The sequence below is a fragment of the Bradyrhizobium sp. SZCCHNR1017 genome, from assembly GCF_032381375.1.
Classification (GTDB): domain Bacteria; phylum Pseudomonadota; class Alphaproteobacteria; order Rhizobiales; family Xanthobacteraceae; genus Bradyrhizobium.
The window spans coordinates 81776-101560 of sequence record NZ_JAUHIR010000008.1 but is presented as its reverse complement, the minus strand read 5'-3'; the positions used below and the strand labels follow the sequence as shown (position 1 = coordinate 101560).

Annotated in this window: 41 protein-coding genes and 4 tRNA genes; 20 read left to right on the top strand and 25 right to left on the bottom strand. The window is 61.1% G+C overall.

Annotated elements, in window-relative coordinates; genetic code table 11:
- Positions 1 to 598: 598 nt before the first annotated feature.
- From QW863_RS20385 to QW863_RS20265, 25 genes are all read right to left on the bottom strand, one after another.
- Complete coding sequence (locus QW863_RS20385) at positions 599 to 784, bottom strand: hypothetical protein (protein ID WP_315768469.1); 186 nt, start codon at positions 782 to 784, stop codon at positions 599 to 601.
- Positions 785 to 994: 210 nt separating this feature from the next.
- Positions 995 to 1204, bottom strand: coding sequence for a hypothetical protein (locus tag QW863_RS20380; protein ID WP_315768468.1), 210 nt, complete (start codon positions 1202 to 1204; stop codon positions 995 to 997).
- 8 nt (positions 1205 to 1212) lie between these two features.
- Positions 1213 to 1389 (bottom strand): hypothetical protein, encoded by a 177-nt coding sequence (locus QW863_RS20375; protein WP_315768466.1) that lies wholly within the window; start codon positions 1387 to 1389, stop codon positions 1213 to 1215.
- Positions 1382 to 1591, bottom strand: coding sequence for a hypothetical protein (locus QW863_RS20370; protein WP_315768464.1), 210 nt, complete (start codon positions 1589 to 1591; stop codon positions 1382 to 1384). The genes QW863_RS20375 and QW863_RS20370 overlap by 8 nt, the downstream gene beginning before the upstream one ends.
- A complete protein-coding gene (locus tag QW863_RS20365; protein ID WP_315768462.1) occupies positions 1588 to 1923 on the bottom strand; it encodes a hypothetical protein in 336 nt (111 codons plus the stop codon). The genes QW863_RS20370 and QW863_RS20365 overlap by 4 nt, the downstream gene beginning before the upstream one ends.
- Positions 1920 to 2045 (bottom strand): hypothetical protein, encoded by a 126-nt coding sequence (locus QW863_RS20360; RefSeq protein ID WP_315768460.1) that lies wholly within the window; start codon positions 2043 to 2045, stop codon positions 1920 to 1922. The genes QW863_RS20365 and QW863_RS20360 overlap by 4 nt, the downstream gene beginning before the upstream one ends.
- A 91-nt stretch (positions 2046 to 2136) precedes the next feature.
- Complete coding sequence (locus tag QW863_RS20355; protein WP_315768458.1) at positions 2137 to 2334, bottom strand: hypothetical protein; 198 nt, start codon at positions 2332 to 2334, stop codon at positions 2137 to 2139.
- 178 nt (positions 2335 to 2512) lie between these two features.
- The gene (locus QW863_RS20350) at positions 2513 to 2683 is read right to left on the bottom strand and encodes a hypothetical protein (RefSeq protein WP_315768456.1); all 171 of its coding nucleotides are present in this window, start codon (positions 2681 to 2683) and stop codon (positions 2513 to 2515) included.
- A gap of 516 nt (positions 2684 to 3199) precedes the next feature.
- Positions 3200 to 3484, bottom strand: coding sequence for a hypothetical protein (locus QW863_RS20345; protein ID WP_315768454.1), 285 nt, complete (start codon positions 3482 to 3484; stop codon positions 3200 to 3202).
- A gap of 110 nt (positions 3485 to 3594) precedes the next feature.
- Entirely contained in the window at positions 3595 to 3858 is a 264-nt protein-coding gene (locus QW863_RS20340; protein WP_315768452.1) for a hypothetical protein, read from the bottom strand.
- A gap of 15 nt (positions 3859 to 3873) precedes the next feature.
- Positions 3874 to 4071 (bottom strand): hypothetical protein, encoded by a 198-nt coding sequence (locus QW863_RS20335; RefSeq protein WP_315768450.1) that lies wholly within the window; start codon positions 4069 to 4071, stop codon positions 3874 to 3876.
- On the bottom strand, positions 4068 to 4544 hold the full coding sequence (locus tag QW863_RS20330) for a hypothetical protein (protein WP_315768448.1): 477 nt from the start codon (positions 4542 to 4544) through the stop codon (positions 4068 to 4070). Before QW863_RS20330 ends, QW863_RS20335 begins: the two co-directional genes overlap by 4 nt.
- Before the next feature lie 196 nt (positions 4545 to 4740).
- Positions 4741 to 5520 (bottom strand): hypothetical protein, encoded by a 780-nt coding sequence (locus QW863_RS20325; protein ID WP_315768446.1) that lies wholly within the window; start codon positions 5518 to 5520, stop codon positions 4741 to 4743.
- Positions 5521 to 6274: 754 nt separating this feature from the next.
- Complete coding sequence (locus QW863_RS20320) at positions 6275 to 6622, bottom strand: hypothetical protein (RefSeq protein WP_315768445.1); 348 nt, start codon at positions 6620 to 6622, stop codon at positions 6275 to 6277.
- Between the two features lie 174 nt (positions 6623 to 6796).
- Positions 6797 to 7702: a hypothetical protein gene (locus QW863_RS20315; protein WP_315768443.1), complete on the bottom strand. Its 906-nt coding sequence runs from the start codon at positions 7700 to 7702 to the stop codon at positions 6797 to 6799.
- Between the two features lie 90 nt (positions 7703 to 7792).
- Positions 7793 to 7990 (bottom strand): hypothetical protein, encoded by a 198-nt coding sequence (locus tag QW863_RS20310; RefSeq protein WP_315768441.1) that lies wholly within the window; start codon positions 7988 to 7990, stop codon positions 7793 to 7795.
- Entirely contained in the window at positions 7984 to 8133 is a 150-nt protein-coding gene (locus QW863_RS20305; protein WP_315768439.1) for a hypothetical protein, read from the bottom strand. Before QW863_RS20305 ends, QW863_RS20310 begins: the two co-directional genes overlap by 7 nt.
- The gene (locus tag QW863_RS20300) at positions 8127 to 8288 is read right to left on the bottom strand and encodes a hypothetical protein (protein ID WP_315768437.1); all 162 of its coding nucleotides are present in this window, start codon (positions 8286 to 8288) and stop codon (positions 8127 to 8129) included. Before QW863_RS20300 ends, QW863_RS20305 begins: the two co-directional genes overlap by 7 nt.
- Positions 8285 to 8791, bottom strand: coding sequence for a hypothetical protein (locus tag QW863_RS20295; RefSeq protein ID WP_315768435.1), 507 nt, complete (start codon positions 8789 to 8791; stop codon positions 8285 to 8287). Before QW863_RS20295 ends, QW863_RS20300 begins: the two co-directional genes overlap by 4 nt.
- Entirely contained in the window at positions 8788 to 9012 is a 225-nt protein-coding gene (locus QW863_RS20290) for a hypothetical protein (RefSeq protein ID WP_315768433.1), read from the bottom strand. The genes QW863_RS20295 and QW863_RS20290 overlap by 4 nt, the downstream gene beginning before the upstream one ends.
- Entirely contained in the window at positions 9009 to 9251 is a 243-nt protein-coding gene (locus tag QW863_RS20285) for a hypothetical protein (RefSeq protein WP_315768431.1), read from the bottom strand. Before QW863_RS20285 ends, QW863_RS20290 begins: the two co-directional genes overlap by 4 nt.
- Positions 9252 to 9382: 131 nt before the next feature.
- The gene (locus QW863_RS20280) at positions 9383 to 9622 is read right to left on the bottom strand and encodes a hypothetical protein (RefSeq protein WP_315768429.1); all 240 of its coding nucleotides are present in this window, start codon (positions 9620 to 9622) and stop codon (positions 9383 to 9385) included.
- 58 nt (positions 9623 to 9680) lie between these two features.
- A complete protein-coding gene (locus QW863_RS20275) occupies positions 9681 to 9956 on the bottom strand; it encodes a hypothetical protein (protein ID WP_315768427.1) in 276 nt (91 codons plus the stop codon).
- A gap of 677 nt (positions 9957 to 10633) precedes the next feature.
- Entirely contained in the window at positions 10634 to 10903 is a 270-nt protein-coding gene (locus QW863_RS20270) for a hypothetical protein (RefSeq protein WP_315768425.1), read from the bottom strand.
- Positions 10900 to 11340: a hypothetical protein gene (locus tag QW863_RS20265; RefSeq protein WP_315768423.1), complete on the bottom strand. Its 441-nt coding sequence runs from the start codon at positions 11338 to 11340 to the stop codon at positions 10900 to 10902. Before QW863_RS20265 ends, QW863_RS20270 begins: the two co-directional genes overlap by 4 nt.
- A 609-nt stretch (positions 11341 to 11949) precedes the next feature.
- On the opposite strand from QW863_RS20265, the gene QW863_RS20260 reads away from it, so the two are divergent.
- From QW863_RS20260 to QW863_RS20165, 20 genes are all read left to right on the top strand, one after another.
- Complete coding sequence (locus tag QW863_RS20260; RefSeq protein WP_315768421.1) at positions 11950 to 12123, top strand: hypothetical protein; 174 nt, start codon at positions 11950 to 11952, stop codon at positions 12121 to 12123.
- Between the two features lie 109 nt (positions 12124 to 12232).
- On the top strand, positions 12233 to 12553 hold the full coding sequence (locus QW863_RS20255; protein ID WP_315768419.1) for a hypothetical protein: 321 nt from the start codon (positions 12233 to 12235) through the stop codon (positions 12551 to 12553).
- 97 nt (positions 12554 to 12650) lie between these two features.
- Complete coding sequence (locus QW863_RS20250) at positions 12651 to 12965, top strand: hypothetical protein (RefSeq protein WP_315768417.1); 315 nt, start codon at positions 12651 to 12653, stop codon at positions 12963 to 12965.
- Positions 12962 to 13393 carry a hypothetical protein gene (locus tag QW863_RS20245; RefSeq protein WP_315768415.1) on the top strand — a complete coding sequence of 144 codons (432 nt, stop codon included), beginning with the start codon at positions 12962 to 12964 and terminating at the stop codon, positions 13391 to 13393. Before QW863_RS20250 ends, QW863_RS20245 begins: the two co-directional genes overlap by 4 nt.
- On the top strand, positions 13380 to 13634 hold the full coding sequence (locus QW863_RS20240; RefSeq protein ID WP_315768413.1) for a hypothetical protein: 255 nt from the start codon (positions 13380 to 13382) through the stop codon (positions 13632 to 13634). Before QW863_RS20245 ends, QW863_RS20240 begins: the two co-directional genes overlap by 14 nt.
- Positions 13625 to 13688, top strand: a tRNA-OTHER gene (locus tag QW863_RS20235). Before QW863_RS20240 ends, QW863_RS20235 begins: the two co-directional genes overlap by 10 nt.
- Before the next feature lie 19 nt (positions 13689 to 13707).
- The gene (locus tag QW863_RS20230; RefSeq protein ID WP_315740098.1) at positions 13708 to 13893 is read left to right on the top strand and encodes a hypothetical protein; all 186 of its coding nucleotides are present in this window, start codon (positions 13708 to 13710) and stop codon (positions 13891 to 13893) included.
- Positions 13894 to 13906: 13 nt separating this feature from the next.
- Positions 13907 to 14053, top strand: a complete 147-nt coding sequence (locus tag QW863_RS20225) for a hypothetical protein (protein WP_315768411.1) — start codon at positions 13907 to 13909, stop codon at positions 14051 to 14053.
- Positions 14033 to 14107, top strand: a tRNA-Gly gene (locus QW863_RS20220). Before QW863_RS20225 ends, QW863_RS20220 begins: the two co-directional genes overlap by 21 nt.
- A 16-nt stretch (positions 14108 to 14123) precedes the next feature.
- Positions 14124 to 14369 carry a hypothetical protein gene (locus QW863_RS20215; protein ID WP_315768409.1) on the top strand — a complete coding sequence of 82 codons (246 nt, stop codon included), beginning with the start codon at positions 14124 to 14126 and terminating at the stop codon, positions 14367 to 14369.
- Between the two features lie 3 nt (positions 14370 to 14372).
- Positions 14373 to 14510, top strand: a complete 138-nt coding sequence (locus QW863_RS20210; RefSeq protein WP_315768407.1) for a hypothetical protein — start codon at positions 14373 to 14375, stop codon at positions 14508 to 14510.
- Complete coding sequence (locus QW863_RS20205; RefSeq protein WP_315740102.1) at positions 14507 to 14677, top strand: hypothetical protein; 171 nt, start codon at positions 14507 to 14509, stop codon at positions 14675 to 14677. The genes QW863_RS20210 and QW863_RS20205 overlap by 4 nt, the downstream gene beginning before the upstream one ends.
- A 135-nt stretch (positions 14678 to 14812) precedes the next feature.
- Positions 14813 to 15292, top strand: a complete 480-nt coding sequence (locus tag QW863_RS20200; RefSeq protein WP_315768404.1) for a hypothetical protein — start codon at positions 14813 to 14815, stop codon at positions 15290 to 15292.
- Positions 15289 to 15642, top strand: coding sequence for a hypothetical protein (locus tag QW863_RS20195; RefSeq protein WP_315740104.1), 354 nt, complete (start codon positions 15289 to 15291; stop codon positions 15640 to 15642). The genes QW863_RS20200 and QW863_RS20195 overlap by 4 nt, the downstream gene beginning before the upstream one ends.
- Positions 15643 to 15644: 2 nt before the next feature.
- Positions 15645 to 15908, top strand: a complete 264-nt coding sequence (locus QW863_RS20190; protein ID WP_315740105.1) for a hypothetical protein — start codon at positions 15645 to 15647, stop codon at positions 15906 to 15908.
- 330 nt (positions 15909 to 16238) lie between these two features.
- Positions 16239 to 16442, top strand: a complete 204-nt coding sequence (locus QW863_RS20185; RefSeq protein ID WP_315740106.1) for a hypothetical protein — start codon at positions 16239 to 16241, stop codon at positions 16440 to 16442.
- A 240-nt stretch (positions 16443 to 16682) separates the two neighbouring features.
- On the top strand, positions 16683 to 16823 hold the full coding sequence (locus QW863_RS20180) for a hypothetical protein (protein WP_315768402.1): 141 nt from the start codon (positions 16683 to 16685) through the stop codon (positions 16821 to 16823).
- 125 nt (positions 16824 to 16948) lie between these two features.
- Positions 16949 to 17023: transfer RNA gene (locus QW863_RS20175), tRNA-Met, on the top strand.
- Positions 17024 to 17322: 299 nt separating this feature from the next.
- A tRNA-Trp gene (locus QW863_RS20170) sits at positions 17323 to 17396 on the top strand.
- 15 nt (positions 17397 to 17411) lie between these two features.
- Complete coding sequence (locus QW863_RS20165; RefSeq protein WP_315768400.1) at positions 17412 to 19781, top strand: tail fiber domain-containing protein; 2370 nt, start codon at positions 17412 to 17414, stop codon at positions 19779 to 19781.
- Positions 19782 to 19785: the final 4 nt, after the last annotated feature.

Below are 19785 nucleotides of genomic sequence, written 5' to 3'. Positions count from 1 at the left end.
GGGCACCCACTTCGCGTGGGATCTAGCTTGTCGAGTCTGACGAGAGTGCCGGCTTTGGTTTTGTTGCAGCGACTATGCCTTGATGGCCTAACCGGATGGGGCTGCTATGGGATAAGAGGAGGCGGGGGCTAGAGCTTCATGTCAGCACCTGTTGTGTTGCCGGTTTGCGCCGGCTCGCCACTGCTTTCGGGTAGCAGAAACCAAATACGCTCCCGATTTCTCCCGGGTCGCGAACTTCACACGTCTTGCTCGGGTGGCCTCATAGCCAGGCGCTCGACGGGCGCCTTTAGCTCAGCCTCTGGGTAATGCGTGGCATCACCGCCACGCTTGCCGATGCCGTAAGACCGAACTCCCTGCAACCGACTTCCATTGCAGGGACGACAGATCGGTTAAGGACCATTCTGCTGGACGAACCTTGCAGGAATCCCCGACCTGTCGGGATCTCTCTAACGTGGTGCATCGCCCAACGTTTTGGCCGGATGCGACCACGGTGGGTGTGCCGACGAACATCATCGCGCCGCTCATTTTCGCCTCCTCACAAAGAGCGCATCCAGGATCAGGGCGACTACCAAAAGGATCGGGTTGGGAAGTCCAGCCATCATGCCGGTTCTCCCACGAGCTGGCGGATGCTGGCCTTGAGCTGCTCGTCGGTCGCGCCCTCGGCGATCAGCTTTTCGGCATGGGCGTAGATGCGGGGGATCGCCATCATCGAGATGATCATGCCGGTGATGGCGCGCTGGATGCGGTCGGCATCGATCTTCTGCTGCCTTTTGGTTCGTTTCATCGGATCACCAGTTGGGTTGGAGGTGTGCCGAGATGCGCAGACGCCACAGCTCGATGAGGAGTTGTTGGCCGTTGCCCTCCCAGCGCCAGCCGAGGGAGTGACGGAAGAAGGGGAAGCAGGTCCTGATCTTCATGGCTCACCCGTCGATCTCGAGCACCCGGGAGGCGGTCATGGCCGGCGCCCAGATCTCGTCTCGGAATGTTGCGGTGGTCATGGCTTCGTTCCCTTCACTCCGAGAAGGCGCGCGGCGCGGCGCGCTTTACGGACGTTGGTCGAGCTGCCGAAGCGCTGCTTCAGCACCTTGCCGGTGGATGTGACCACGAGATCAGCGCGCTCGACGAAGTCACGCGGAAGCCGATTCAACGGGAAGCCGGTTTCGTCGCTGGCATCGAGGACGATGGCGAAACGAGGGGCGGGCATTGGTTTCCTCAGTGGCGAATGTCGCGGCGGATGATCCGGCGAGCCTCGCGCTTGTCAGCGGTGGTGAGGAACTCGCCAGCGTGATAGCGACGGACCAGCTCGGCCTCGTATGCGGCGGAGCGGGCCTCGATGGTCGGACCGGGCGACAGGACGCGCTCGATCTCGCGGAGGAGTTGGTTAGTCATCGCCATCGTCATCCTCCTCGTCGATCTCTCTGTCGGAGTCGGCGAGTTCCATGCCTGCGCCTGAAACCTCTTCAAGGTCTCCAACTATGACGTCGTCAGCGGAACGGCATGGGCCTATGAGCTTGTCGATCGCGAGGCTCACGAGGCCGGCCGCGTCGATGTTGCCCTTTACTTCTAGGACCACCAGGACAGCGTGCTTCATGTCAGCTCCCAGCCGGCGATGCCGCCGGTCATCACGTGGGCTTCGCAGTTGGGGTAGACCTTGGCCAACCTGTGGAGATGTTGAAGTTTGAGAGCGGCGATCGCCGCCTCGGCCTCGGCTTCGGTTTCGAACTGACGCGCGTTGCTGCGGCAGATGCTCCACAGCTCGATTTCCCGGACAGCGGACACACGGCTCGTGAGGTAGCGGACCTCGCGCTTGCCGCTGTTGTCAGCCGGGATGCGGTTCCAGGTGGCGACGACAAAGGTGGCCGGATTGTTGACCCGGGCGATCGTCTCGGCGCTCGGTGGCGCAGAGCCTTCCGGAAATTTCATGCGAGCACCAGAACGATGAGGGCGCCGACCTTCGTGATGCCGGCGCAGGTGGCCGCGATGGCGACCAGCGGGCCGATCGTGATGACGCCGATCATGGTGGAGATGATCAGGAACTTGAGCATGGTCAGGCCTTCCAGATGTAGAGGAAGGCTGCCAGGGCGGAGAGGACCATCCCGCCGGTGATGAGGTATTCGCCGATGTGGCCGGGCATGGTCAGGCTCCTGGAGCGCAGCTGGAGAGGTGGGCGTCGTCGCCGAACATGTCGGCGGACAGCTTGATCAGGTCGCTGATCATCTCGTGCAGCTCGTCCTGCGTTAGCGACGGCGCCGGCTTGAAGGTGATGCCGACCTTGGTTTCCCCGTGGCCCGGGGCGGTGTGATAGATCGTGGCGTCGAAGAACTTGCTGGCCATGGCCGAATCTCCGTTGGCATTGGCATTTGCACGAAGGCGAAAACAAATGCAAGAGCAAACTTCCGCCATGATTGTGTGAGAGAAAGGAGGCTGGGAACGGTGCGTTTTCGGGGGCTGGAAAATCCCCAAATAATTCGCCAAAAACCCCGTCAGAAATTCCCGCGAGGGAATTTCGGCCTCATTTTCCGAAGGCCGCCCGAAGGTACTCGATCGCCATCCGGACCAAGCCGGCAGAGGCGTTACCGGACCCCAGAAGGTAGGCTACCTCGTTCAGGGCGTAGCACTGTTCCAGGGTCTTCGAGGGGGCGAAGCGAAGCTCCTCATAGAGCTTCTGAAGCATGTCGAGCATGATAGGCTCCGTGCGTTAGAGTTGGCGAAACTTCCAAGAAACAGCCGAATTTCCAGGGGCTGCCCATTCGCGGGCCGCCGGACATGCACACCCTCAAGAGGGCGCAGACACAGGAGAGGGAGCAGGAGAAGGGGAAGCAGCAGGGACAGGAGAGGCAGGAGGGGAGGGCGTTACGACCCAACCGGACCCCATGGTCTCGACGATCTCATTCAGCCGGCAAATCGATGCAAACGGCAGCCAGAGCGGCAGGTCCGTCGATCTCAACCTTCCCTCGCCATAAAAGACAAATTTGCATTTTCACGCCTCAACGCACCCTGGAAACACCAGATCTAGTGTGCTGAGGGGGCAAAATGGTCCCAAAACCGGGTCTGAGACCCCTTTTCGAGGCCTCAGGCACCAGATGTTGTGTTCACCACCAAATTCCTCCGGTGATCCAGCCGGCGCTTGCGGCTGCGAGGATGAGGATGGCGCTCAAGAGCGGGTCGACGCGGTACGAGAACAGACCCATGGCGAGCCTCACGCTGCAAACGGCTCGGAGAGGGGCTCCTCGTAGGCGCCGTCAGCGGTGACCTCGACGATGTGGAAGCCGTGATCGGGGTGGATGCCCTTGCCGTTCTCGAAGGGCTTGCCGGGGGCGTAGCGGGTTCGCATGTAGTCGAGCCACTGCTCGGCCTCGAAGCGCTCCACGTCGTGATTGAGCATGATGCGACCGGAGCGATCGCGGATATTGAACAGGCCGGGGACGGGTACGTCGTCTTGGGAGACCAGCTTGAGCCAGTCGAGGGCAGGGATGATGGTCATGGCAGTCACCATGTGTTCGAGTTGGCGGGGCGTGGGAGGCGCAAAGAAAAACGCGCTGCGGAGGGTGCAGCGCGTTGCTCAGATCAGGTGAGATGGAGGGGCGGCAGACCTTACGGTCGCAGGATGCGCTCGAGGATCGCCAGGGCGGCGATGCCGGCTGCGACCATTCCACCGAGGCGGACGGTCAGGCGCAGCACCGCGTTGTCGATTGCTGCGGTCAGCTCGGTCTTGGTGGCAGCCAGGTCAGTCTTGGTCACAAGCTCGGCCATGATGAAGTCCCTTGCGGCTTCCGCCTGGGCATCGGCCTGGGATCGGGGGACACCCCCATCCTGCAGCCGCTTCGAATAGCCGAGCGTATCAAAGGCGTAGGCCATAGTCATTCCTCATGGTCACCATTTCAGGGGGCGGTTCTGCTCGATCAGGTCGTCGATGAGACGGACCGCTTGGTCCCCTCGCTCGTCCTTCTCGAGTGCGGTGTGGAACATCGCCGCGTAGGTCCGCTTCTGTTTGCGGGATAAGCGGCCGCGGATGTGGCGCCCGAGCCGGGACAGCCGGCCTTGCGCCTCCTCGAAGCGCGGATGCATCATCGGAAGCCAGCCCCGGTGATGGTGATCCGTTTCGAGAACGGGTTGATGGTGATGGTCGCGGTGTCGCGGCCACGGCCATCGGTGACGTGGAAGGTGCGGTGCCGGCGCATGTCGTCCGGCAGCATGCAATCGCGTTCGGTGCGCTCGGCGATCTTACGCTTGCGAGGCGCTTCACGGCGGATGCGCGAGGCGGGGGCAGGCGAGTAGATCGACTTCGGCTCGTACTGGCCGGTCTTACCAAGGCGATCTGGGATCTCGTTGTGCTCCCACTCGTCGTAGAAGCGATCGAAGGTGGCCTTCTCCTCAGCCGCCTTCAGCTCGGCCTTGGTCGGCAGGCGCGGGGCAGGGGGTGGGCCGAAGTTTGCGGCCAGCCAGTCGCGATCGCGGTCCAGCGCTCTCTCGTACTGAGCCTCGCGCTCGGCACGGTCGATGATTTGGCGCGCAGTGGGGCGTTCGATGAAGCGCTTGCCCATCGCAGGTCTCCAGAGATTTGAGGGTGGGGGTCTCAGCTGCGGCTGAGGGAAAATTTCCAAACCCGGCCAGCTCGCGCTGTGTGTCAGCGCCGGCCCCTGCCGGAAAAAGTCAAAAAAAAGACCGCACCGAAACCCCGCCCGGTGAGCCGGGCAGGGCTTGGTCTACTCCGCGGGATTTGGTTTCGCCGTGCTGCCCTTAGGCGGCTTGGGCCGGGATGAGAGTCGGGGCTTCCGCCGGGGCTTCGCCGAACACCGACTCGATGGTTTCGTCCGTTGCGGCGCGCTTCGCGACAATCTCATTGAGCCGCCGAATGAGAACGGAGAGTTCCCCGTCCGTCATGCCGTCCGCCCGCTTGACGATCGACTCGATTGCGTCAACCTGCTTTTGCGGCTTGTCGACGGACAGCGCGGCCGTCATCTTGGCGAAGGAACCGCCATAGGTCCGCTTGACGAAATCCGTGAAATTCTGCACCAGCGCTTCGCCCGATGCGCCGGCCTTCTGCTTTGCCAGCATGTCCCGGATGACGTCCGCGTGATTGGTGCAGACGTCCGTCATCAGGCGGAAAGACCACGTGCGAAGCTTGGACAGCCCTTCGTTGAGCTTGGCGCCTTCCGGCTTGGCGAATTGCGTTTTCACGCTCTTTCCGCCGTCGATATATTCGGACACGGCAGCCTCACGCGCCTTCTTGTCGCGAAGCGCCATGAAGCCGGACACCAAATGATCCGTGTCGCGCCACACCGGGTTTCCCTTGCTGGCGAAATACTTCAGGAAGGCGCGGAACACCTTCTTGTTTTCCTTGTCGTCGATTCCCTTATCGGACTCGGCGAGCTCCACTTGCTTGTTTGCCATGACAAGGGCCAGCGAAACGGTGCCCGTGAACGCGGCGGCATCGTCCGCCTTGACAGCCCTGACGGCCGCATCAAGAACGATTTGGCCAAGGGTGCGGGCGGGAGTGGTATTCGTTGCGGTAGTCATTTCCGTTGTCCTTTGCTAAATGCTGTTTCCGGTGGGTGCCGGAGAATTTCGAGGTTCAGGCAAAGGTCTCCCGTGCTCTGGAAAGGTCACTTTCCTGAGTCCAACCGAGTCGAGAGACTCGTATCGCGCGGGAAACCTTAGTCCGTTCGAAAACTCCGTTTGTTCAGTCCGTTTGCATTCACAAATAGACAATAGTCGATAATGCAAATCGATCAAGAAAAACATTTTGCAGTAAAATCAATGACTTACGATTCTTTAATTCAGAAGTTTCCTGGCTTAGCTATTAGCTCACGCGAAAAAGCGCAGTGAAAACAAGACGATATCGAAAAGTACATAACTAATAGCTTTTGCATTCTGCATTTATGCAAATGTGCATGCCTCGTATGCAAATAGTAGGTTCCCTCGATCGAGGTGCGGCGTGCGGATTTTCAGAATTTTTTATTGAACATGGGGGCTGGCATGGCCGTCACCCCCACACTTCGAACCGCCAAAAGGGCCTTTTTCGCTGGCCGAGGACCCTCCCCGCCAAATGGCTCGTCGGCTTGCAGAAACGGGGGCAGGAGAGCGCAAACGGGGCTGGTCGCTGCTCCGGTGCCTTGGCTGGCATCGCTCACAGACGGCCCGCGCTGCGCCTGGGCGGCCCAGGAATGCAAATGGGGGGCCTCGAAAAAGACCCCACCCCTTTCGGGAGGTTCATCCCAGCGCCGCCACGCCTAAAAGGCCATTTGCAGCGAGCGCTTCGCGCTAACCCAGCCTAGTCTTTGATGCGTGCCTTGACGATGGAGGTGGCGCCGACTGCCTCGTATCGGTAGTCGCCCCGAGCATTGCGCTCAGTGGACCAGCATTGCTCCATGCCCATTCGCTTAAGACCTTCCGGCATGCGTTCGCGGTCCTCTGTGCAGGTCCACTTGTTCACCATGACGACCGGCTTCTGGGCGTAGAACTCCTTGTCGTTGTCGATCTTATTGCTTACGGAGATCAGACCGGCGAAGGCGAAGCCAAGATAGACCAGGAAACCCAGGCCGAGGAGCCTCTTGATCGGCAGCCACATGCCGACGTGGTACTTGCCGAACTGGCGACTGACCCAGACGTTCTTGCTCATGCCACTAGATATCCAGCCGCTGGAGGAGCGGCCCTGAAAAAAGACCACACCCTGTTCTGGAGGTTCATTGTAGCACGCGGCGCCCCAAAAGGCCATTTCCGGCGAGCGCTCCGCGCTACTATAGGAGAGCAAGGGTTCGCGTCCCAGCGGCTGGCGAGGGCGGCCCAGGCCAGCTCAGCTCCTCAGCACCAGGGCGAGGAAGATCAGCGTGAGCAGGCTGACGATGAACCACGCGGCGCGCTTGAGTGATTTCAGCGCCTTCAGGGTCTGCGGGTCGGGCGCGACGACGGCCGGCTTCGTCTCGGGCGCCACCAGCACCGTGCCATGGCGGGCCGGCTCCTGATCATCGTGCGTCTCGGCGGCCTGCTTTGCAAACTCGAGGCGCCGATTGATGTGCAGCGCCGCCGCTCCGACCTCACCGAGCCGCGGCGGTTCGAAGTCCACGTCTTCAGGCAGCTGGACCCGGTGCTCGTCGCCGCGCGTTAGAACCTTCACGCGGCTGGTCGAGATGCCCGGGCTCCACTCGGCATAAAAGCCGGCCACTGAGCTAACACGGAAGGCGATCTCATCAACCGATCCGGCCGCGAGCTTTGCGGCGTAGCGAGCGAACGTCTCCGGCTTGACCGCGAGATAGAAAACCACACAGTCGTCGGTCGTCGAGTTTCTGAAGTCGATCTCCGATGTGTAGGACACCGTGCCCCAGGCCGTGCAGTTCTCCTGTTCTGCCGGGTCAGCGAGCGGCTCAATGGCGAGTTCGAAGGACTTGATAGCGCGGTCCGTGCCGAACATCGAGAACTTGGTCCCAGAGATCCATCCATCATCTCGGGGGCGCAACCCCACGGAGATGACCTGGCGCTCGGTGATCTCGCGTGTGGGGGGCGCAGCGTCCCGCGACCCGTACTTGGTCTTTAGGTCGATGCTGTCAGCAAAAGCGGCGGAGGTGGCGATGAAATGCTGCGACCAAGGCCATGGGATCTGATCTTCACCGACCCTATTCCCCTTGTCGTTGAACTCGTTGATCGCCCAGCTGTACAGATTCTTGTGCTTCGGCCCAGTGTGCAGCCGCAGCTCGCGCTCCAAGTGATAATCCACTTCCAGCCCCCCCGCTTTCCCCCAGGAACTCACATTTGCAGGTGAGCTGTCGCCGTGCAAGTGTAGCGAGCGCTTACTCTATGAATCATCATCGGGCGTTAGCTTCGCCAGCAGATGCGGCCAGTTTCGCTCGACGATGCCGCGGACCTCTGGGTCGATCGCATCGAACTCCTCGATCTGCTGGCGGATCTCCTCCAGCTCCTCGGGATCAAGCACACGGCCATGCAGGAACTCTATCGGCATGGAGTGATAATACGCCCTTGCCGCGCTCAACACCACACCATGTCGAGGGCCTCGGCATAGTTCAGGATGCAGTTCGACCAGTAGCCGGGGCAGGGATTGTCGCCGTGCTCATCGCGCTGCCGCTCGAACCATTTCAGTATGCGGTAGGTCCACTGCCAGTCGTCCACAGCTACCAATCCCACATCAGCGCGTCGGCCCGCCCGGTGAATACCAGCCAGGCTGCGTGGAGACGGTCTCGGAAGCTGCGCCGCCCTCCGGCGAAGCGCTTGCCGGTCTCGGCGAGGATCTGCAGCGTGTCGGGGTGTGCGTAGACGATCAGGGTCGGTCTCATGTGGCGAGGGCTCCGGCCTGATCTTTCAGAATGAGGACCGGCCGCGGCTTGCAGGCCTCGATCGCGGCGAGCTGGCTGACGAGGTGGCGGATCTCGGCGCGGATCGGCTCCACGGCCTGATGAAACTCGTGCCAGGCGCGCTCGGCCGCCAGCTCATTGCGAGCACTGGCGATCCGGTCACGCACTTTCAGTTCCTCGGCAGCGATCATGCTCCCCAGGTGGGCGAGCAACTCATAGCCGGCGAGCGCTTCGCGCTCATCCTTCCCGTCCAGTGGCGCGTGCAGCTCGCAGTCCTTGAGCCCGAGCTTGGTCTCGACGCAGTGGGTCGTGATCCAGCGGTCGGCGCCCTCCACGCGGCCCTCCATCGAGGCCCTGTTCCAGACATGCATGTTCGCCGGCAGCGGCGTGACGACCGTGCAGACGCGATAGTGCTTGGCGTGGTCTGGGTTTGCCGGCACCTTGAGGTGTTTGCAGGTGTCGCAGGCGCGGGTGACGTCGGTCATTCCGACACCATGTCGGCACGGTATGCCATGAGCAGCCGGATCAGCTCGTCGAGCTGGTTGGCATTGTAGGCGATCCAGGCGAGCGGGCTGCCCTGGATGATCGTGGTCAGCGTGACCTCGCGGCGCGTCTCATCGCGCATGCGGACGCCGATCATGTTGGCCGACTTGACGGCCTCGGCATTGGCGAGGGCATCGGAAATCAGCTGGGTGACATCCGTCACGGCATCGCCCTCTCGCAAGCAGCGATCACCCGGTCGCAGAGGTAGATCGCCTGAGCTTCATCGACTGTCGCCGCCCCGAGCCTCGCCATGATGAGGTTCTGGATCATCTGCTTTTCCGACAGCGCCTGCGCTTTGAGCATCGGGCAGATTGCGGCCCCATGGAACTTGTCGACCAGGCGAGCGGCCTTGCTCACTTCAATGATCTCGATGTCGTGAATTTGCACGTCGTGAAGCTGCATCTCGTCCGGTTAGCATAAATGCAAATGAAATGCAAATGTGGCCGAACAGCAATATGTTACCTATGATCAAAAAAGAACATTGCGGGTACGAAATTCTTCTGGTACATTTCTGACATTCCGAACTGGAGATATTAATGCCTAGCCTTGTCCAACGCATTCGCACCCACCTGATCGACGAGCGCATTCACAACCGCGTTGAGGCCAACGCCGAGATCGACCTTATGACCAACGTCGAGCTGGTCGAGGTGATCAGCTTTGTGCTCGACGACCTGCTTGCCGGGCGGCCGACATGGTCTCCGCTTCAGGAGCGCCGTTGCCGGCAGGAGTTCCGCGGAAGACACAGGGGAAATCGGTGTCGTGGCCAGAGACATTCCAGGCCTCGGCCAGCGGCTGTTTCTCCGCTACCAAATCCACCGTCAGCGGTGTGAGCTACCGGATGATGCGATAGCTCTTCGCCCTTTTCTTCGGGGACTCGGGAGCAGGCATGTCTTTGCCAAGAGCCTGCTTCATCGCGATCCAGGCGTGCAGCATGAAATCACGCCCCTCTGCGGCGCCGATCAAGATCTCGATAGCCGGCTGCCAAGCACGGTGCTGCTGCTCAGCTTCTGGCAGGCTGAGGATGTAGTCAGCAGCCTCACGCAACGTTTTCGCGTGCTTGCCATTGGGGAGGGGGATTGGATCGTCGAAGGCACTGGACCAGGGCATTCCGCGTCAGCTCGCGGGAGCAAACGCCAACGGAAAATTGCTGCAACGGTATTTAGGTGCCACAGAATTGACCCTTCGTTAACTCCTAATAGACCATTCTTAACTCTATCGAAGCTCACGAAAAAGGCCCCGGGGGTCCGGGGCCTTCGTGTCGAGTAGTGGCTTACCTGCGGAAGATCAACAGGATAAGCTTGGCGAGATCGAGAAGTATCTCGATGAACCGCCATGGGTCGTCTTTGGGAATAAGCATCTGAGGTGCTCCAAAGGCGTTACGGAATGGGGAGAGGTGGTGGAAACACTTCTCCCCGTTTCACCGGGCCATTGAACGACCTGGCTTACCTTTGATCCTGCACCTATGGCCTTAATGAAATGTTGCCGTAAAAATTGGTCTTAGGACTTCGTTCGCTATGTCCGTCATAGCGATCATCCATCTGGTTGATCACGTTGGCTTTTTCAGTCGTTCAATATTTACGAGAAGCTCCTCCACCTCGTCAATATCTTGAAGATCGAGCAGGTGGCCATCCACAACCGATTCAGCGACGAATCCGTCCGGCATCAGTGGGACGTCCCCCACATTGCAGAGCGGGCAGGGCTCACCAGGCGCTCCACAACCGCACGCATGATCTGCGATGCCCCACGGCAGATCTGGGTGGGCCTCACAGACCCAACGGGCGTTGCTACAGCGCAGGCAAACTTGCATCCGAATGATCCAGGATCCTCACGTAAGTGCCGCTCTCGTGGATTTCCAGGATGCCTCTTGCGAGCAGGAGATCGAGGCCGGCGCGATACTCAGCCGGCTTGCCTCCATCGACCAGCAGGAAGGGGCCGTTGATCTTCTCAATGTGAATGCGTCCGTCCTGGACCGGCACGACCGTTCGCGCGATCTCCATCAGCCGGCGAGCGGCAGCTTCCGGCTTGGCGTACGGACGATCCTCGGTGAGCTTCATGCCCCAATCCCCTTGTGAGCTGTATGGATGTGCCGGCTGTAGTCGGCGTTCGTGATGGTCTCTCCGCAGAAGCAGCGCGAGATCCCGTTCGGGTTCTGCGTCGGCAGCCGGCACTTCTCGTCCCACATACGCTGCTTCCAGGCAGAGAAGTCTCGATCCTTCCGCCAGGCCTCGAAGTCGGCGTCCTTCAAGTTCGGCAGTAGCTTCTGCCAAGCGTTTTCGAATCCAGCCTTGGCCTCCTCAAAACTCGAGGCTGATCCGTTGGCGGTCTGGCTTGGGCCGCAACCCGGGTAGAAGCCGCAGCTCCATCCCCATTGTTGGAGGTCGGTCGGAACGCCGGATCGCCGGCCGATGTGCCCGACCCGAACGTCGCCAAAGTAGACGTGCCAACCACCTTCATGTTGCCGGTTTCGATCGGGCCGGCGGGTGAGCTCCATGCTTTCCGTCCCAAGAACGCTGAGGTTTGCCCTCGACTATGCCCGGGTCAAAACCGGGCATAGGGCGAGGGCGCTATCGCGCCCAGATCTGAACCAAAACAGGACGCCGCGGCGGTGAGGGGGGTGTCAAACAGGCCGACACCCCCTGTCAAACCGGCCGACACCCCCTGTCAAATACGCCGACACCCCCTGTCAAACTGGCCGACACCAATAACCGTATACTAGAACCCTCACTATAACCCCCACTCCAACCATGTCATTTCCGCCTGGCGGCGGGCGCCGGCCACGTCATCTGCAGCCGGTCAGGGACGATCAGGTTCCGTGATTTGCATCTGTATTTGCTTTTTTGCATTCACCCCTTGACGAATGTCGTGTATTGGGGTACAGAAGCGCTAGATTGGCATTCCTGCAAATTCAAGAAACCTCACAGTTCGCTCCGATCCCGGGAACGCCGGCCTCCACCGCTGGCGAGCCCCGGGGGACGGCGCGGAAAGGATCACCTGTGGCTCCCCTCGTTTCCCTCGTCCTGACGCCGGCCGTGTGTGCAGCCGTGCTCGGAGTGTTCTGGCTCGCCCAGTGGATGGGCATGCCTCCGGGAGCGCGGTCGTGATGTTCGCTGACATCGAGTTCGTCGTCGTCCTCTGCCAGCTGGTCCTCAAACTCGTCACCCTCGGCTTCTGCGCCATGATCCTCATCACGATTCTCGCTCTCGGCACTCACCTCGTCGAGAAGATCAACGGGCGCTCCAAGCCAGAGCAGCCCAAACGGCATCGGCCGTTCTGAACCAGTTTCCCAGAGACCGGTGCTCGCCAACGGCAGCCCGGCTCACCCTTTCAAAGCGAGAAGGCCAGACCTCATGGGCGTGAGTGCTGCACTGATCTCGAAGGCGCAAATGGCTTTCGACGACGAGTTGAAGCTGTGGACGCGCCACGGCACCTGGCGGCCGGGCATGACCCAGCTGCGCCGGGACGAGTCGCGGAACATGCTGATGCCGCTCACCATCGGGCCGGACATCGTTCCTCACGAGGAGATGACCATCCAGCATCATGACGTCTCCGACGACCTAGTTCACCAGTTCCTGCTCTTCCACGCGATGGAGAAGGCGCTCGAAGCCGTCCAGGACGACATCACCAGCGCTGCGGTCAATGCAGTCACGACCGCTGAGGCGCCAGTACCCGGGCGCCGCCGTCGCCGCCGGCAGGAGGCAGCGTGAACATGATCGCGCATGAGATCACACAGATCCTGATCGGATTCGCTATCGCGATTGCCTTCATGGTTCTCGTCGCAGACGTCGAGGCAGGGAAGCGCTGATGCCGAAGGGGCAATACCAGATCCCATTCGACAAGGATGGCAACCAGCAGCACTGGGCTGACAGCTGGATGACTGATCTCGAATGGCGCGACAACGCTCCGTTCGTGGCGACGCTGACCTATGTCGGCTATAGCCGCGGCAGGTCCGCCGCCTATTTCGACTTCAAGGACCACAACGGCAAGATCGTCATCGTCTTCCTGAAGGACTTCGAGGCCATGATCCCGCACCTCGTCAAGGGTTCGGTGACCGGCTCATTCAAGTTCATCAAGCGCGGCCAGAACTACGGCTGTCAGCTCATCAAGGCTGGCGCATGACCACAGTTGCCTACAAGAGCGGCGTCATGGCGGCCGACACCCTCATCATCAAGGGGTCGACGAAGTTTGGCCATGTCACCAAGATCGTAAGGCGCGACGACGGAGCCCTTTGCGGCTGCTCTGGCAACTTGAACTGGGCTCAGGCCTTTCACCGCTGGTTTCTGGCTGGTGAGATCGGAGATCCGCCGGAGCTGAGCGAATACGACACCGGGCTCATCGCCAGGAATGGTGAGCCGGAGGTGGATGTGTTCGAGCAAGGCGGTTCATACCGCTGCAAGGTGAATTGGACTGCGATCGGATCTGGCAAGGAGTATGCGTTCGGCGCAATGTGCGCCGGAGCGGATGCTGAACAGGCGGTCGAGATCGCCTGCATCTACGATCCTGCATCGGCTGGACCACGAACGGTGCTTCGACATGACGAAGCCTGATCCGATCTCGACATCGCCTCTCGCCATGCAGGCCTACCAAGTCATCAAGCATCTGGACCAGGTGGTCGGAACGGTCGAAGCGCAGGCCTGGATGGCCCGCGGAAATGAGATGCTCGGCGGCCTGACGCCGGTCGGCGCCATCAAGGAACGTCGGATCGACGACGTCCTCAAAGCCATGCGCGCCGTCGCCATGGAAAGGGGGCTCTTCGAGGAGCCCTTCCTGCCACCTCCGCCGAAGTAGTTCAGTGGGAGAATGCCCGCAGGGGATGCGCTGGTTCGAGCCCAGTCTTCGGCAACCCAACGTATGAGGAATCATGAGGCTGAGCCCAACGCTACTCTACTGGTATTTCGGCTGCCTGATCATCGCGGCCAGCGCCTGGATCACGCATGGCGTAACCACCATCAAGGATGGTCGCACACTTCTGCTGCTCGTCGGCACCATCGCATGGCCTGTTGGCGTCATCCATGGCTGGGGCATCTGGCTCGGCTTTTGGCCGTAACAAGGAAATCGGCATGAAGACCTCTCTGATCCCGATCGAGATCAAGCATCTAAAGGCCTGCCTGACAGACCCGAAGCGTCGCACCGATCTCGGCCAAGCCCTGTGCCGCCAGGAAGAGAAGCGGCTGCAAGATCTCATTGCTGGGGTAGCTCAACGGTAGAGCGTCTGCCTTCCAAGCAGAAGGTTGCGGGTTCGAGTCCCGCCCCTCGCTCCAATTCAAGGACTGTTCCATGAGGAACGCCATCATCGCGGCGAGCACGGACATTGCCGAGAAATACATCTCAGCGTTTGATCTTGATACCCGGCATTGGCGCGTGTTTCGGCACGGCGACAGCCCGCGCAGCTATCAGTTCGATCGCATCGTGATCATCCGCCCGCACTGGCAGACCAGCGGCGGCGAGATGATCGATTTCGAGGGCCAGGTGAAGGCCTGGATGACCCGGCTCGTCCGCTGCGGACATCTCACGATCATCTGATCAATGCGTACCGCCGGGCTGTTCGGCATCGCGATGGCGGTTCTGCTGACCCGTTCCGCTGCCATGAACCTGGCTGCCGTCATCAAGGCACACGAGGCCACTGACAAAATCAACAACCTGTTCTGCATCGAGGCACAATGAGCTTCATCGAGACCCTCATGATCGCCTTGGCGATCTATTTCGGCCTGGCCAGTGTCGGCCAAGGAATCTGCAATATCGGCGATGGCATCGAGCAGGCCGGAATCCGGATCAGCGAAACGCTCGAAGCGATGTTCGAGGACATCGAAGACGAGGACGAGGATCTTTGATGCCGTTCCCGCTGTCGATCTTCCTCTTCAGCTACGTGGTCTGGCAAACCTCGATCGAGCGCGCCTTCACCTTCAACCTCGCCGAGATGCGCTCCAGCATTTAACCGCCCGTTGAGACGAGCCGGAGTCCCCGACATGAAAGCCCTGGTCCGCCTGGCTCTGGCCGGGCTCTTTGCGCTTGTCTTTACCCATGCCGAAGCCACCGTTGTGATCAAGAACGATCCCGGCGGGAAGATCGTCGACTTCATCGACCAATACTCCCGTCTGCGGGCCTCAGGAGAGGCAGTGGTGGTCGATGGCGACTGCGCCTCCGCATGCATCATGATGCTCGGAATGCTTCCCAGTGCTCAGTTCTGTGCCACCCAGGCGGCAGCATTCGGCTTCCATACCGCGACCTCGCGATGGCGCGATGAGAATGGCGTCATGAGGGAAGGGCACGCCGTCGAGATGTCGTCTCTGATGTGGCGGATGTATCCGCCGCGGGTCCGCAAGATGGTCAGGGGCATGGGCTGGAATGGTGACCGGCCGGAGATCCCGCACCCCGAGGTCATCTGGGTCAAGGGAACGAAGGTTCGCCTGATCGCGCGTGACTGCACGAAGGACGACCTGAGATGACACGCGGCGTTCTGCCGGATCGCCGCCAGCTTCCGTCGACGATCAAGATCGGGATCTTCGTCTACCAGTTGGAGCACTGGGATCCCGCTGTCGCGGACGAGCAAGACCTGATGGGTCTATGCGACCGCTTCAACTTCATCATCCACGTTCGAGACGACCTTCCGGACTCATCGTTCGCTGAAGTCCTCGAACACGAGATCAATCATGCCTGCTGGCACGCCGCCTCGCTCAAGAGCCGCGCCCAGGAGGAGACCGTCGTGAACCGGCTGACGCCGGTCATGATCATGGCTCGCCGCGACAATCCAGCGATCTATGCCTGGATCGATCGCGCCATTGCCCAGAAAGACTGACCATGCGCAACGCAATGGTTGCCGACACCAAGAAGCACGCCGAGGTGATGATCGCCTGGCTGCGACTTGACCCCAAGGACTGGGAGCCCGTCACATACGGGCAGAAGATCGCCAAGCTGTATTCGAACTCCCTGCTGGTCTACCCGGCCCGCGGCGTCTCGGACGAGCACTGCGACTGGGTTCTGGAGCAACTGATCCCGAGCACCAGCATGGCGATCGACGCGCTGCCGCAGCACTGGCGGCTCCCGCAGGAGCATATCGCCTGATGGCCACAAAGAAGAAAAAGAAGAAGAAGGTCTCCAGGGCCAGGATCATCACCGACCTGCGCCTGGAGCGCAAAGCGCGGGCGCGTCGCAAGGCCGCCGGCTGACGAACACGAATACCCGGAGCTGTTGTGTAACAGGGAGCTGCGCCAAAAATAGCGCAGACCGTCTGACCCGGCCCGGCCGCACGGCTGCGGGGTTTGCCTCCTTTACCCGCCCCGTGCTGCTCCGAGAACAAATCAGCCGGCGCCCACCGGCTGCAAAACCTCGGAGCCCCATAAACGCCAACCAAGAAGAAGAACAATGGACAAGGTACGAGAGTTTCGGGCTCGAGTGCGGATTCGTTGGCATGCCTTCATCGCCGCTCTCACCTGCGCCACGCCGGTTCTGCTGCAGCAGCTCCAGGTCATCGACCTGAAGCCGCTCCTGACCCAGTATATGAGCGCAGAGCTTGCGGCCGTTGTGATCGGCCTGCTGCCGTTCTACATCGCGCTGCTGCAGCCCATGATCCACTTCGAGGATCGCAAGGACAAGTGAGCACCGCCGGCACGGCTCGGGTCGCCCCCGCTGCGTGCCGGCAGACCCTGAGCGCTCAGGGACATCGGGCGGAAATCCCGACATACAAGCCCCATCGAGCGACGATGCCAATCAAGCATCCAGCGCGGGAACCGCGCCGTGGCGTTGCTGACCCACAAGCCCCTAAAGACGATAGGAGTCGGGTCGCTCATGGGCATGAATTTGAGGCTCTTCATGGGACGACGAACACGATGGCGATGCATGTGTCATCTCTCCACGGGAGATGAGCGTCGCAAGCTGCAAGAGCGCTCCGACGCCAAGCTTCTCGCGCTCGAACTGGTCCCGGACGAAGACGAGATCTTCGACTCATGGTTCGACTGGGATAGATGCTACGACACCTGAGTTTCTCGGTGCCCGCCGACTGTCACCTGAAGACATAGGGGTGGGGGGGTAAATGATGCCATGTGTCAAGCCGAGCGCTCGCGGTGCGAGCACGCCCGTCACCCCCCCATGTGTGACGGGCATTTGCCTGGGTAGCTCAGTGGTAGAGCGGCGGGGTCATAATCCGCGTGTCGCAGGTTCGAGTCCTGCCCTCGGCACCAGTTTCAAAGAGGCCTCACGGCCTATCGGCGCACGGCCCTTCCGGGGCGTCGCAGTGTACGGACAAGAGCACGAACCACGTTTCAATCTCAGGCTCTGGTGCGCCGTTCAATACGAGAATTGCCAATGGACTGCATAGCAGCACTCACCAAGACGGACGGCTCGATCCACGCGCAGCGTGAGCCAGAGACCGGAATTGTGCGTGTGACCGTGCGGGGTTCTTCCGAGGCATTCATCGAACTCAGCCCTGTCGAGTGGCACGACTTCATCTGGCAGGCGTCACCACACAACAAATGATCGTATCAGGGTCCTCCGGCGTAGGCGGCCGGTCTCCAAAACTGCGCTGCGAGAGTTCGAGTCTCTCCCCTGGTGCCAACAAACAGAAGAACAATGAGCACGTTGCGTTATCGGGTGCTGGCACCGAGCGGTATCTACATTGGCACGGATTTCTACCCTGCTAACTCCATTGTTAAGCTGACGGCAGAGGGCGCGAAGTACTTCCTCCTCAACCGGAAGATCGCTCTCGCCTCTCAGCAAGCGCCGAACGGTCCGCCATCAGGGCCGAACGAGGATGATGTCTCCATCGACATCCTCGTCAACAACCAGATCAGGACCGTCTCGCTCACACAGCTCAGGGACATGTTCCCCAGCATCAAGGGCGACCCCGGTCCCGCAGGTCAACCTGGTCCCAAGGGCGACAAGGGCGAGCCTGGCCGTGGCTTTTTACTGAAGGGCGAGGTCGGTGCCTACGAGGATCTGCCGATTAATGCTCCAGACGGTGACGCATATGTCGTCTCTGCGACGGGCACAGGATGGGTTTGGAGCCAGGGCATCTGGATCGGCATCGGGCCTTTCCGCGGCCCTCAGGGCTTCAAAGGTGACATTGGTCCGAATGGTCCCAAGGGCGACAAAGGCGATAACGGCGACAAAGGAGATAATGGCGCCATCGGTCCTCAGGGACCGAAAGGCGACAAAGGCCCCACCGGAGATCAGGGTCCCCAAGGCATCCAGGGCATCAGGGGCCCGAAGGGCGATACCGGCGACCAAGGCCCTCAGGGCATCCAGGGTCCAAAGGGTGACAAGGGCGATGTCGGCCCGCAAGGTCCGAAGGGAGATCAAGGTGTTCCTGGTCTCGGCGACATGCTGTCGGTCAACAACCTGTCGGATGTCGCGAATGCTTCGACGGCGCTCCACAATCTCGGCGGCGCCGCGCTGAACTCGCCGGAATTCGCTGGAAATCCGACCGCGCCAACACCGGCCACCGGGGATAACAGCACCAAGATCGCCACCACGGCTTATGTGAGCGCCAGTCTGGCGAGCTACGTGACTTCCACCGCGCTGACGACCACGTTGGCCCTGTACGTCACCTCGTCGACCTTGACCTCGACTCTGGGAGCTTATGCGCCGCTTGCGTCTCCGGCCTTTACGGGCGCTCCGACCGCGCCGACGCCGGCGGCCGGCGACAACTCGGCCAAGATCGCGACGACGGCCTATGTTGACGCGAAGATCGGCACAGCGACACCTCTCGCGCCCAGTGGCTCCGGAACGGTCGGCTCGAGCGCGAGGTGGGCACACGAGGATCACGTCCACCCTGTCGATACGACGCGGGCTCCGCTGAACTCGCCGGCCTTCACGGGCACCCCGACTGCTCCGACGCCGGCCGCAAGCGACAACAGCACGGCGATTGCCACGACGGCCTACGTCACCAACGCGGTGGCGCCACTCATCGGCTCTGTGAACTATCAAGGTACCTGGAACGCCTCTACGAACACGCCGGCTCTCGCCTCTGGCACCGGCAAGAAGGGCACCCTGTACAAGGTCTCGGTCGCCGGCACGACTGCGATCGACGGCATCTCGCAGTGGAATCAAGGCGACTGCATCGTCTTCAACGGTACCACCTGGGATAAGATCGACGGCCTTGCGACGGAAGTGACCAGCGTTGCCGGTCGCGTCGGTGCGGTGACGCTGTCGTACAGCGACATCTCCGGCCTCGGTGGCGCGGCGACAAGAAACGTCGGCACTGCCTCGGGCACTGTCGCTGCGGGCGACGACTCTCGCTTTACCAATGGTGCCTTCACGACGCTGACTGTAAGCGGCAATGCCGTCTGGCACGGCGGGAACTTCAACCCGGCAAACTATGTGCCGCTCAACGGCTCAATCCAGTTGACGGGGGCGCTGACCGGCGCTTCGGCCAGCATGGCCATGTCGCAAGACGGCGGAGCGACGAGGGGCAGCTTCGTTTGTCGCGCTCCCAGCAGCGGCGACAGCAACCTCGCCGGCATAACCTTTTGGAACGATTCGTACGCGCTGAAGCTCGGTATCCGAGCCGACGGCTATTTCGGGTTCGGTGGCTGGTCTCGTGCACCGTGGTCCTTCTATTCGGACCCGTCAGGCAACGTCACTGCGGGCGGCAACATCACGGCCTATTCGGATCCTGCCCTGAAGGACGATGTCGTCAGGATCGCAGATGCACTCGACATCATCGGGCAGCTCGACGGCGTGCGCTTCACCTGGAATGGTAAGACGAAGCTGATCGGAAGGCCCGGCGGGCGTGACATTGGCGTCTTGGCCGACCAGGTCGAGGCTGTCCTGCCCGAACTCGTCAATCTCTCAATCCCAGACGATGGCAACGACGGAAAACGCTGGCGCACCGTCGCCTACGACAAGCTCGTTCCCGTGCTCATCGAAGGTATCAAGGCGCAGCAGGCGGAGATCGAGGCCCTGTTGAGCTGGGCGCGATCGAACGGCTTCAACGGATAACGAT

What these genes read in the sequence shown, in the direction of transcription:
- QW863_RS20385 (WP_315768469.1), bottom strand. Translation starts at nt 784, where the DNA reads ATGAAACGAACCAAAAGGCAGCAGAAGATCGATGCCGACCGCATCCAG.
- QW863_RS20380 (WP_315768468.1), bottom strand. Translation starts at nt 1,204, where the DNA reads ATGCCCGCCCCTCGTTTCGCCATCGTCCTCGATGCCAGCGACGAAACC.
- QW863_RS20375 (WP_315768466.1), bottom strand. Translation starts at nt 1,389, where the DNA reads ATGACTAACCAACTCCTCCGCGAGATCGAGCGCGTCCTGTCGCCCGGT.
- QW863_RS20370 (WP_315768464.1), bottom strand. Translation starts at nt 1,591, where the DNA reads ATGAAGCACGCTGTCCTGGTGGTCCTAGAAGTAAAGGGCAACATCGAC.
- QW863_RS20365 (WP_315768462.1), bottom strand. Translation starts at nt 1,923, where the DNA reads ATGAAATTTCCGGAAGGCTCTGCGCCACCGAGCGCCGAGACGATCGCC.
- QW863_RS20360 (WP_315768460.1), bottom strand. Translation starts at nt 2,045, where the DNA reads ATGCTCAAGTTCCTGATCATCTCCACCATGATCGGCGTCATCACGATC.
- QW863_RS20355 (WP_315768458.1), bottom strand. Translation starts at nt 2,334, where the DNA reads ATGGCCAGCAAGTTCTTCGACGCCACGATCTATCACACCGCCCCGGGC.
- QW863_RS20350 (WP_315768456.1), bottom strand. Translation starts at nt 2,683, where the DNA reads ATGCTCGACATGCTTCAGAAGCTCTATGAGGAGCTTCGCTTCGCCCCC.
- QW863_RS20345 (WP_315768454.1), bottom strand. Translation starts at nt 3,484, where the DNA reads ATGACCATCATCCCTGCCCTCGACTGGCTCAAGCTGGTCTCCCAAGAC.
- QW863_RS20340 (WP_315768452.1), bottom strand. Translation starts at nt 3,858, where the DNA reads ATGGCCTACGCCTTTGATACGCTCGGCTATTCGAAGCGGCTGCAGGAT.
- QW863_RS20335 (WP_315768450.1), bottom strand. Translation starts at nt 4,071, where the DNA reads ATGATGCATCCGCGCTTCGAGGAGGCGCAAGGCCGGCTGTCCCGGCTC.
- QW863_RS20330 (WP_315768448.1), bottom strand. Translation starts at nt 4,544, where the DNA reads ATGGGCAAGCGCTTCATCGAACGCCCCACTGCGCGCCAAATCATCGAC.
- QW863_RS20325 (WP_315768446.1), bottom strand. Translation starts at nt 5,520, where the DNA reads ATGACTACCGCAACGAATACCACTCCCGCCCGCACCCTTGGCCAAATC.
- QW863_RS20320 (WP_315768445.1), bottom strand. Translation starts at nt 6,622, where the DNA reads ATGAGCAAGAACGTCTGGGTCAGTCGCCAGTTCGGCAAGTACCACGTC.
- QW863_RS20300 (WP_315768437.1), bottom strand. Translation starts at nt 8,288, where the DNA reads ATGAGACCGACCCTGATCGTCTACGCACACCCCGACACGCTGCAGATC.
- QW863_RS20295 (WP_315768435.1), bottom strand. Translation starts at nt 8,791, where the DNA reads ATGACCGACGTCACCCGCGCCTGCGACACCTGCAAACACCTCAAGGTG.
- QW863_RS20285 (WP_315768431.1), bottom strand. Translation starts at nt 9,251, where the DNA reads ATGCAGCTTCACGACGTGCAAATTCACGACATCGAGATCATTGAAGTG.
- QW863_RS20280 (WP_315768429.1), bottom strand. Translation starts at nt 9,622, where the DNA reads ATGTCTCTGGCCACGACACCGATTTCCCCTGTGTCTTCCGCGGAACTC.
- QW863_RS20275 (WP_315768427.1), bottom strand. Translation starts at nt 9,956, where the DNA reads ATGCCCTGGTCCAGTGCCTTCGACGATCCAATCCCCCTCCCCAATGGC.
- QW863_RS20270 (WP_315768425.1), bottom strand. Translation starts at nt 10,903, where the DNA reads ATGAAGCTCACCGAGGATCGTCCGTACGCCAAGCCGGAAGCTGCCGCT.
- QW863_RS20265 (WP_315768423.1), bottom strand. Translation starts at nt 11,340, where the DNA reads ATGGAGCTCACCCGCCGGCCCGATCGAAACCGGCAACATGAAGGTGGT.
- QW863_RS20260 (WP_315768421.1), top strand. Translation starts at nt 11,950, where the DNA reads ATGTTCGCTGACATCGAGTTCGTCGTCGTCCTCTGCCAGCTGGTCCTC.
- QW863_RS20255 (WP_315768419.1), top strand. Translation starts at nt 12,233, where the DNA reads ATGGCTTTCGACGACGAGTTGAAGCTGTGGACGCGCCACGGCACCTGG.
- QW863_RS20250 (WP_315768417.1), top strand. Translation starts at nt 12,651, where the DNA reads ATGCCGAAGGGGCAATACCAGATCCCATTCGACAAGGATGGCAACCAG.
- QW863_RS20245 (WP_315768415.1), top strand. Translation starts at nt 12,962, where the DNA reads ATGACCACAGTTGCCTACAAGAGCGGCGTCATGGCGGCCGACACCCTC.
- QW863_RS20240 (WP_315768413.1), top strand. Translation starts at nt 13,380, where the DNA reads ATGACGAAGCCTGATCCGATCTCGACATCGCCTCTCGCCATGCAGGCC.
- QW863_RS20230 (WP_315740098.1), top strand. Translation starts at nt 13,708, where the DNA reads ATGAGGCTGAGCCCAACGCTACTCTACTGGTATTTCGGCTGCCTGATC.
- QW863_RS20225 (WP_315768411.1), top strand. Translation starts at nt 13,907, where the DNA reads ATGAAGACCTCTCTGATCCCGATCGAGATCAAGCATCTAAAGGCCTGC.
- QW863_RS20215 (WP_315768409.1), top strand. Translation starts at nt 14,124, where the DNA reads ATGAGGAACGCCATCATCGCGGCGAGCACGGACATTGCCGAGAAATAC.
- QW863_RS20210 (WP_315768407.1), top strand. Translation starts at nt 14,373, where the DNA reads ATGCGTACCGCCGGGCTGTTCGGCATCGCGATGGCGGTTCTGCTGACC.
- QW863_RS20205 (WP_315740102.1), top strand. Translation starts at nt 14,507, where the DNA reads ATGAGCTTCATCGAGACCCTCATGATCGCCTTGGCGATCTATTTCGGC.
- QW863_RS20200 (WP_315768404.1), top strand. Translation starts at nt 14,813, where the DNA reads ATGAAAGCCCTGGTCCGCCTGGCTCTGGCCGGGCTCTTTGCGCTTGTC.
- QW863_RS20195 (WP_315740104.1), top strand. Translation starts at nt 15,289, where the DNA reads ATGACACGCGGCGTTCTGCCGGATCGCCGCCAGCTTCCGTCGACGATC.
- QW863_RS20190 (WP_315740105.1), top strand. Translation starts at nt 15,645, where the DNA reads ATGCGCAACGCAATGGTTGCCGACACCAAGAAGCACGCCGAGGTGATG.
- QW863_RS20180 (WP_315768402.1), top strand. Translation starts at nt 16,683, where the DNA reads ATGTGTCATCTCTCCACGGGAGATGAGCGTCGCAAGCTGCAAGAGCGC.
- QW863_RS20165 (WP_315768400.1), top strand. Translation starts at nt 17,412, where the DNA reads ATGAGCACGTTGCGTTATCGGGTGCTGGCACCGAGCGGTATCTACATT.